At 46.8% G+C, this 7,655-nt stretch carries 10 protein-coding genes; 8 read left to right on the plus strand and 2 right to left on the minus strand.

Annotation, left to right across the window (positions count from 1 at the left end; genetic code table 11):
• Together VIN66_RS14770 and rmf are read left to right on the plus strand one after the other, a co-directional pair.
• Positions 1-710: DUF3466 family protein (locus VIN66_RS14770; protein ID WP_331924692.1), on the plus strand; the 710-nt coding region annotated here is incomplete at its 5' end.
• A gap of 268 nt (positions 711-978) precedes the next feature.
• Entirely contained in the window at positions 979-1,161 is a 183-nt protein-coding gene (gene rmf, locus VIN66_RS14775; protein ID WP_008221477.1) for a ribosome modulation factor, read from the plus strand.
• An 81-nt stretch (positions 1,162-1,242) separates the two neighbouring features.
• On the opposite strand, the gene fabA is transcribed toward rmf, so the two are convergent.
• Positions 1,243-1,755, minus strand: a complete 513-nt coding sequence (fabA, locus tag VIN66_RS14780) for a bifunctional 3-hydroxydecanoyl-ACP dehydratase/trans-2-decenoyl-ACP isomerase (RefSeq protein WP_331924693.1) — start codon at positions 1,753-1,755, stop codon at positions 1,243-1,245.
• 144 nt (positions 1,756-1,899) lie between these two features.
• Between fabA and VIN66_RS14785 the strand changes: the two genes are divergently transcribed.
• The 3 genes from VIN66_RS14785 to VIN66_RS14795 all read left to right on the plus strand — a co-directional run bounded on the left by VIN66_RS14785 (position 1,900) and on the right by VIN66_RS14795 (position 3,869).
• The gene (locus tag VIN66_RS14785; protein WP_134054681.1) at positions 1,900-2,157 is read left to right on the plus strand and encodes a hypothetical protein; all 258 of its coding nucleotides are present in this window, start codon (positions 1,900-1,902) and stop codon (positions 2,155-2,157) included.
• A gap of 76 nt (positions 2,158-2,233) precedes the next feature.
• Positions 2,234-3,091 (plus strand): 6-carboxytetrahydropterin synthase, encoded by an 858-nt coding sequence (locus VIN66_RS14790; RefSeq protein ID WP_331924694.1) that lies wholly within the window; start codon positions 2,234-2,236, stop codon positions 3,089-3,091.
• A complete protein-coding gene (locus VIN66_RS14795) occupies positions 3,054-3,869 on the plus strand; it encodes a M23 family metallopeptidase (RefSeq protein WP_331924695.1) in 816 nt (271 codons plus the stop codon). Before VIN66_RS14790 ends, VIN66_RS14795 begins: the two co-directional genes overlap by 38 nt.
• On the opposite strand, the gene VIN66_RS14800 is transcribed toward VIN66_RS14795, so the two are convergent.
• Positions 3,859-5,628 carry a PDZ domain-containing protein gene (locus tag VIN66_RS14800; RefSeq protein ID WP_331924696.1) on the minus strand — a complete coding sequence of 590 codons (1,770 nt, stop codon included), beginning with the start codon at positions 5,626-5,628 and terminating at the stop codon, positions 3,859-3,861. The genes VIN66_RS14795 and VIN66_RS14800 overlap by 11 nt on opposite strands.
• Before the next feature lie 65 nt (positions 5,629-5,693).
• Between VIN66_RS14800 and VIN66_RS14805 the strand changes: the two genes are divergently transcribed.
• From VIN66_RS14805 to VIN66_RS14815, 3 genes are all read left to right on the plus strand, one after another.
• Positions 5,694-6,044 (plus strand): HIT domain-containing protein, encoded by a 351-nt coding sequence (locus tag VIN66_RS14805; protein ID WP_331924697.1) that lies wholly within the window; start codon positions 5,694-5,696, stop codon positions 6,042-6,044.
• Positions 6,045-6,142: 98 nt separating this feature from the next.
• A complete protein-coding gene (locus tag VIN66_RS14810) occupies positions 6,143-6,541 on the plus strand; it encodes an acyl-CoA thioesterase (protein WP_331924698.1) in 399 nt (132 codons plus the stop codon).
• A 136-nt stretch (positions 6,542-6,677) separates the two neighbouring features.
• Positions 6,678-7,655 (plus strand): sensor histidine kinase (locus VIN66_RS14815; RefSeq protein WP_331924699.1); only part of this gene is annotated, 978 nt, incomplete at its 3' end.

The raw sequence follows: 7,655 nt of genomic DNA on the forward strand, positions 1-7,655 counted from the left end.
ATTCAGACAGAGTTGTTTACACATCTGATCAGATCTATCGGGCCGAACATGCAACCTTGTTTGTTGAGAATGAAGCGCTGCCAATGGTTGACGCTACCGAATGGCAAAGCAGCAGGGCAGTGGCAATAAATAATAATGATATTGCTGTTGGCTATGCGATAAAGACTATCAACAGTGCGAATCGCAGTAAGTTGTTTTATTACGATTATCCAACAGATAAAACGACCTTTGTGACCGGTTTTTTCTCTAGTTCCACGACAGTTCCTCAAGCTATTAATGACAGTAACCAGGTCGTTGGTAGTGCAGAGGTAATTATTGCCGGAACAACCACACGTCGTCGCCACGGCTTTATCTATGATATTGAAAGCGACAGCTTCAGGGATTTGAATACACTAATAACCTGTGACTCACCATATACTGTCGTCGATGCCAATGACATTAACAACAACGGTGTCGTTCTCGCCACTGCCATCGTCAGCAGAGAAGCGCGGGATGTAATGGGTGATGTCGTGGTTGATGCGCAGGGTAATCCTGTGATGGAAGAAGTCACGACGACCATTAAGCTGCAGCCAGTTGCCAATGGAGAGCCTGACGACTGTGCAGGTAACGAGCAAGAGTATGAACGTAACGGCGGTAGTACAGGCTTGGGTTCTCTGGTAATCGGCGCGGCGTTATTATGGTGGCGCAGAAGGCGCACAGCCTGGCGCTAAACGAAAAAAATGAAGCTGCTTCGGCAGCTTTATTTTTATCTGTCAGTTTGTTGCGGGTACAAGCTATAAAAAGCCAACTTGTTAGCGTAATTAGATATAAATAAATTTGTCATCAAATCTTAAACAACTTCAGTTTGTTATGTTTTGTCAAGTGATTAATCTGTTTGCTTTAGATTGAACCTTTATCCTCTGTCAGCTATCAATAAAAAGGTAACCGCGAACGATATTGCGGTTATTTTTATCACATAAAGTTGAGGAAGACTGCCGTATGAAAAGACAAAAACGTGATCGTCTGGAACGTGCTCATGCTCAAGGTTATCGTGCCGGTGTAACCGGACGGTCAAAAGAAATCTGCCCTTATCAAAGTTTAGATACGCGCTCGCAATGGCTGGGAGGGTGGCGCGAAGCGATTGAAGATCGCAGTGTAGGTTTATTTAATAAAGGCCAGTAATCAACATTATTTTTGATAGGATTGAAAAAGCCCCGGCATGATAAGTCAGCGGGGCTTTTGTCATTCTGTAAAGCAGTGTTTTTAAAAACTTGAGGTATCCTGAAACAGGCCAACTTTCAAATCGGTTGCCGCATAAATATCCCGGCCATCCACACTGACCACACCATCTGCAATACCCATAAACAATTTGCGTTTAATCACTCTTTTCATATTGATAGTGTAAGTGACTTTTTTAGCTGTCGGCAGGATCTGTCCGGTAAACTTGACTTCACCGACACCTAAAGCCCGGCCTTTGCCAGGACCACCTGACCAGCCTAAGAAAAAGCCAACAATCTGCCACATCGCATCCAGACCAAGACAGCCAGGCATCACAGGATCGCCTTTAAAGTGACAGGCAAAAAACCATAAATCCGGTGTGATATCCAGTTCAGCGATGATTTGGCCTTTGCCGTACAGACCACCTTCTTCAGAAATATGAATCACGCGGTCCATCATCAACATGTTATCGGACGGCAGCTGGCTATTTCCTTCGCCGAACAGTTTACCTTCGCCGCAGGCAATCAAATCTTCTTTTGTAAAGCTATTCTTAGTCATGTATGTTTAATCCAGTGAAAATGCCGGGCCACTTTAGCGAACACTTGTACGCTAAACAAGTCCGATTTGTGAGAAGCGCTAAATTACTTTCTGGCCTGTTTCAGGCTGAAGGGTATGACAAGGTTATTGCTAAAGAGTGACAGCATGACGAATTCAACTGGAAAAGCCCTGACAAACGCAGAGAAACAGCAGCGTTATCGAGATAAACAAAAGCAATCCGGCAAAAAAGAACTCCGAGGTTATCTGACACCGGAAGCGCTTAGCTGTTATGAAGAAATTCAGCAGAAGACAGACTGGAACGACAGCACCTTACTCAGTAATGCTATCCGGCTGATGTATGCCGCACACAAATGCGGACAGGTAGGTATTTTAAACAGTTGGCTGACTGAACATAAACGGTGAAACCCGGTGCTGTTTACTGTTTTGATGCGCTAATCACCGGTATAATAGCGCCAGTTCTGGTAAAAGAGTTCAGCTGATGATTTTGTTTGTTCGGGATTTAACCGTTATCGATTTTTCATATTTGTGCGAAATGCGTGGCATGCTTGGCGAAAGCTATATCGTTGACGTTGAGTTACATGGTGACCTTGATGATGTGTCTATGGTGCTGGATTTTAGCAATGTTAAAAAGGTCATTAAGAAAGCTATAGACCAGTTGGTTGATCACAAATTGGCGTTACCGGCGCAGTCAGCAGCCTTGTTATCTGAATTATCTGATTCAATTCATGTTCTGCGTTTCAACAGTCAGCGCGGCGTTATTCAGATGGCGGCGCCAGCGCAAGCCGTGGTGGCCATTCCAGCAGCAAAAATAGATGAGCAAACTGTCAGCGACTACCTGCAGAAATGTATTAAACCTTTGCTGCCGGCAAATGTTGAAAAACTGGTTTTGTCGCTAAGACCAGAGCACAGCTCGGGTTTTTATTATCACTACAGTCATGGTCTGAAAAAACACGATGGTAACTGCCAGCGCATCGCGCATGGCCATCGTTCAACTATTCAGATATACAGCGACAACATGCTGTCGCCCCGGTTGAACAAATACTGGTGTGAGCGCTGGCAGGATATTTATCTGGGTACTGCCGAAGATTTATGTCAGGCAGAGGATCTTCACTATCTGCCAGCGGATAGTGACGGATACAACTTTCGTTATCAGGCGGCGCAAGGCTGGTTTGAGCTGACGATGCCTAAGCAGCACTGCGAAATCGTCAACTGTGACACAACGGTCGAGTGCCTGGCTGATTATATCGCTGCAGAGCTGAAACAGCTTGATAATACAAAACACTATAAGGTTGTTGCTTATGAGGGTGTGGGTAAAGGCGCTATCGCTGTTAGTTAGTATCAGTAGTCCGTTGCTTGCACAGCCGGATGCGAAGTTGCAGGGCTCATTTACACAGGGCAGCCTGATAAAGGGGCAGACTGCTCCTGGTACTGAGGTTTTCTTTAACGATAAACCGTTGCCTGTAAGCCCTGATGGTCAGTTTGTGTTTGGTGTTGGCCGCGACGCAGCAGAAGAGCACAGGCTGACGTTGCGGGCTGGCGCAGAGCAGCAGGTAAAAACATTACACTTTAAAAAACGTCAGTACGATATCCAGCATGTTAACGGCGTAGCACAAAAATACGTCACGCCACCTGACGCAGTAACCGAGCGTATCAGGCAGGATAATATGAGAGTACGCAAGGTAAGAGAAACGCAGTCTGAGCTGCCCTTTATCTTTGATGCGCCTCAAATGCCCGCTGAGGGCCGTATATCCGGCGTTTATGGTAGTCAGAGGGTATTTAACGGTGAGCCGCGTAATCCACATTATGGCTTGGATATCGCCGCGCCGGTTGGCGCACCGGTAATAGCGCCATTAAGCGGCAAGGTGCTGCTGGCGGACGATCTGTATTATTCAGGCCTGACACTTATCATCGATCATGGCTTTGGCATCAGCTCTACCTTTATGCATCTTAGCAAGTTTAATGTTGCGGTTGGTGATTCGGTACAACAAGGGCAACGGATTGCTGAGGTTGGCGCCAGTGGCAGGGTAACAGGTGCTCATCTGGACTGGCGCATTAACTGGCATCAGGAGCGGCTAGACCCGGCATTACTGCCAGGGCTCGCTATTACGGACTAGCCAGCCAACCATGGCATAAGGATTGATCGCTGACACTAAGCATGGCCACTTCACGGTTTGAACGTTGTAGCGTCAGGATGCATTGCAGCAAACGGTCTTTACGGAAAAAATCAATCTTCACTTTGCTGTTACTGCCATGACGCTGCAGCAGTTGTGTGAAGTTGGCACTGGTTATCCTGCGGCCGTCCACTGCCAACAATATATCCCCGACCATTAACCCTGCCTGGTGTGCGGCATCATTGTGATAAATATGGGTTAATTGCAGCAAACCCTGCTGTGGTTTGCTCAGTGCGCCAATAAACTGCTGATTGGCGTTGTCTGTTTCTCCACCCAAGTCATCGGCATGCTGCATCGGTCTTAATGTCAGTTGAAGGCCCAGAGCCGGTAAATACTCGGTCAGAGGTAACGGCGCGGCATCGTTAAGCCATTGCTGACAAATGGCTGCAAGATCTGAAAAGCCTAATTCAGTCAGCAGTTGCAGCAGCGCGTCATCAGGCGTACCAGTGGTTAAGTAACGCTGCCATAACCCAGACACGATTTGCTGTAATGTACTGCCTCTTTGGCGCAAAGCCGCGTCGAGACAGAGCGCCAGTAGTGAGCCTTTCGCGTAGTAACTGGCAATAGCATTGACGGCGTTTTCGTCTTGCTTATAAAACTTGGTCCAGGCATTGAAGCTACTGTCAGTAAGGCTTTGAACACTGTTACTTGGGTTACGTGTAACCCTGGAAATTACCTTTTCCAGCGTCTTAATATAGGTTGCCTGCTCAATCAAACCGGCTCTGATAAGGGCGATATCATCAAAGTATGAGGTAAAGCCCTCATATAGCCATAGCTGTGGTGTATATTGTTCGTTAGCCAGGGCATACTGCTGAAAAGCTGCGGGTTTTAAGCGCTTAACCCACCAGGTATGGAAATACTCGTGGCTGCAAAGTGCCAACAGGTTTTGATAGCTGTCATTAATGGTTGGCAGGTTTGGCGTGGGTAAGTCAAACCGGCTGCATAACAGCAACGTTGAGTTCAGGTGTTCTAAACCACCATAGCCGTCTTCTGTAACCCAGAGCAAAAACCAATAACTGCTCAGATCTGCTGGCAAAGCACCAAACACTGCTACCTGTTGCTGACATATCAGCGCTAAGTCAGCTGCAAAGCGCGTCAGATCGGTCTGATTATCACCGGTGACGACCAGATAATGCGTAATGCCGTTGATAGTAAACTCGCGCCAGTCAAAACGACCGAGTAATACCGGGCCGTCGATCAGTTGCTGATAGTGTTTGGCAGTGTAAAGGCCAAAGCCGAGAAAACCGGTATCAGCGCTGCGGTCAAGTCCGGTCGCAAGCCGCCAATTTTCTGCAGCAGCGGCCTGCGGTTTGTTTACATTCAGCTGATGAGGTAATTCATGCTGTCCGCTTACAGCAAGGCACAAACATGCCGGATTAAGTACGGCAACCTCATCGTCAATGTAAGCGGCCCTGACGGACAAGTCATAAGCATAAATCCGGTAAATTACCGTTACGCAGTCGTTATTGCAGTTCAGTTGCCAACTTTGTTTATCCAGTTGGGTTAGCGGTAATGCGCCAGATTTGTCTGACGCTTCAATCGCAATAATATTGCGGGCGAATTCCCGTATCATGTAACTGCCAGGGATCCAGGCTGGCAATGTGAGTTGATGAGCTTTTTGCGTGGGTTGAAAACTTAAGGTCACTGAGACAAGGTGTGCGGCAACATCGATAATATCCAGCTGATATCTGACGGAATTCATAGCAATACTCTTTGGCGCGTATTAAGCTGGCTATTATGCCGCTAAATCATGCGAAGGAAAACGATATGGCTGTTGAAACGGTATTCAGTCAAATAATCCGCCGGGAAGCTAAAGCCGATATTCTGTTTCAGGATGAACTGGTAACAGCGTTTCGTGATATCAGACCCAGAGCGCCTGTACATATTTTATTGGTACCTAATCAGCTTATTCCGACTGTAAATGATGTTGAACCGCGACATGAGGCCGCGCTTGGCAGGCTATTTACCGTTGCCCGTAAACTTGCAGCGGAACACGGTATTGCGGATAAAGGCTACCGACTTATTATGAATTGTAACGCGCACGGCGGGCAGGAGGTTTATCATATTCACCTGCATTTAGTCGGAGGCCGTTCTTTAGGCCCTATGCTTTGCCGCTAAAGGATATGCGCTGACGGGCAGTTATTTGCTGCTGAGTGTTGCATTTGCAGTCAGCTCTTATAGAATCCGCGGCCAAAGCCTTACAGGAAGAAATAGCAATGAATGATGAAAGCCAGATAGCCAAGCGCATGGCGCATGCGATTACCCGTGTTACCAAAACAGTATTTCCGGGCAGAACCAACCACCACAATACGTTATTCGGCGGTGAAGCACTGGCCTGGATGGATGAAGCAGCCTTCATCGCTGCGACCCGTTTTTGCCGTAAGCCGTTAGTGACAGTCAGTTCAGATAGGGTAGATTTTAAAGAGTCTATTCCGGCAGGCAGTATTATTGAACTGGTTGCCAAAATAGATCATGTCGGGCGCACCAGTATCCGGGTTGTCGTCGACATTTTTGTCGAAAATATGTTTAATGACGACCAGCATAAAGCGATATCAGGCAGTTTTACTTTCGTGGCATTAGGACCCGATCGTAAACCGACGCCGGTATTGGGCTAAGGTATTGAAACTGTTCACTGCACTGTGGCTGACATTATGCGATTAATGCTTAGGCAAATAAGCTCAGTTAACAATGGTTTTGATGGCAGTTTGGTTATAATCGGAAAATTACTCCGGTGCTCTGCGGATTGTCATTTTGTATAAATTATTTGAAGATCGTACACGTCAGTTCTGGATCCTGCATACACTGGGCTGGTTGGGCTTCGCTATCGTCAACTATCTTGGCTCTTTGGTGCAGGAAACCCGCGATGCCTATCTGATTGTTGTCATGCTGGACTCCTACATAGGCTGGCTGATTACTATACCGCTGCGGTACGCCTATCAGAAAGCCTGGCACTGGACACCGTGGAAGATGATACTGACGGTGTTATTGCTGGCATTTCTGGTTGCGGCAGTATGGACTGCGGTGCGTAATTTCAACTACTGGGAAATCTATCGCCACGGAGCAAGGCCTGACGATTGGTTGAAGTACATCCGTGATACGCCGGTAGCGTTTTATGTCATATTGAGCTGGAGCGGTTTGTATTTTGGTATCAAGTATTATCAGACATTGCAGCAGGAAAAGCAGAAATCGTTAACTGCAACCAACAAAGCGCATGAAGCTCAGCTTAAAATGCTGCGCTATCAGTTGAATCCACACTTTTTGTTTAATACCTTAAACGCTATCTCAACGCTGGTTTTAATCAATGAAACTGACACCGCCAATAAAATGGTTACCAGGCTTAGTGACTTTTTGCGCTATTCGTTGTACAAAGACCCTATTAACAAAGTCGCGCTTGAACAGGAAGTATATGCCGCGAGGCTCTACCTTGAGATAGAGAAAGTGCGTTTTTCCGAGCGTTTATCTGTTGCCTTTGATTTGGAAAGTGGCACGGAAAAAGCTTTAGTGCCGAGCCTTATCCTGCAACCGCTTATAGAGAATGCTATTAAATATGCGGTCGCCAGCCAAATTAACGGCGGTGAAATTGCTATCACGGCGAAGAAGTTTGGCCATGATTTACTGCTTGAAGTGGCGGATAATGGCCCCGGAATGACTATTACAAATGGTCTGCCCAAAAGCAGCGATAGCGGGGTAGGCTTAGTTAATACGAAAGAGCGTTTATCGGCATTGTAC

It is taken from the genome of Rheinheimera sp. (genome assembly GCF_036568245.1).
GTDB lineage: Bacteria > Pseudomonadota > Gammaproteobacteria > Enterobacterales > Alteromonadaceae > Alishewanella.

Coding starts and splice junctions, on each gene's coding strand:
- rmf (WP_008221477.1), top strand. CDS start 979: ATGAAAAGACAAAAACGTGATCGTCTGGAACGTGCTCATGCTCAAGGT.
- fabA (WP_331924693.1), bottom strand. CDS start 1,755: ATGACTAAGAATAGCTTTACAAAAGAAGATTTGATTGCCTGCGGCGAA.
- VIN66_RS14785 (WP_134054681.1), top strand. CDS start 1,900: ATGACGAATTCAACTGGAAAAGCCCTGACAAACGCAGAGAAACAGCAG.
- VIN66_RS14790 (WP_331924694.1), top strand. CDS start 2,234: ATGATTTTGTTTGTTCGGGATTTAACCGTTATCGATTTTTCATATTTG.
- VIN66_RS14795 (WP_331924695.1), top strand. CDS start 3,054: ATGAGGGTGTGGGTAAAGGCGCTATCGCTGTTAGTTAGTATCAGTAGT.
- VIN66_RS14800 (WP_331924696.1), bottom strand. CDS start 5,628: ATGAATTCCGTCAGATATCAGCTGGATATTATCGATGTTGCCGCACAC.
- VIN66_RS14805 (WP_331924697.1), top strand. CDS start 5,694: ATGGCTGTTGAAACGGTATTCAGTCAAATAATCCGCCGGGAAGCTAAA.
- VIN66_RS14810 (WP_331924698.1), top strand. CDS start 6,143: ATGAATGATGAAAGCCAGATAGCCAAGCGCATGGCGCATGCGATTACC.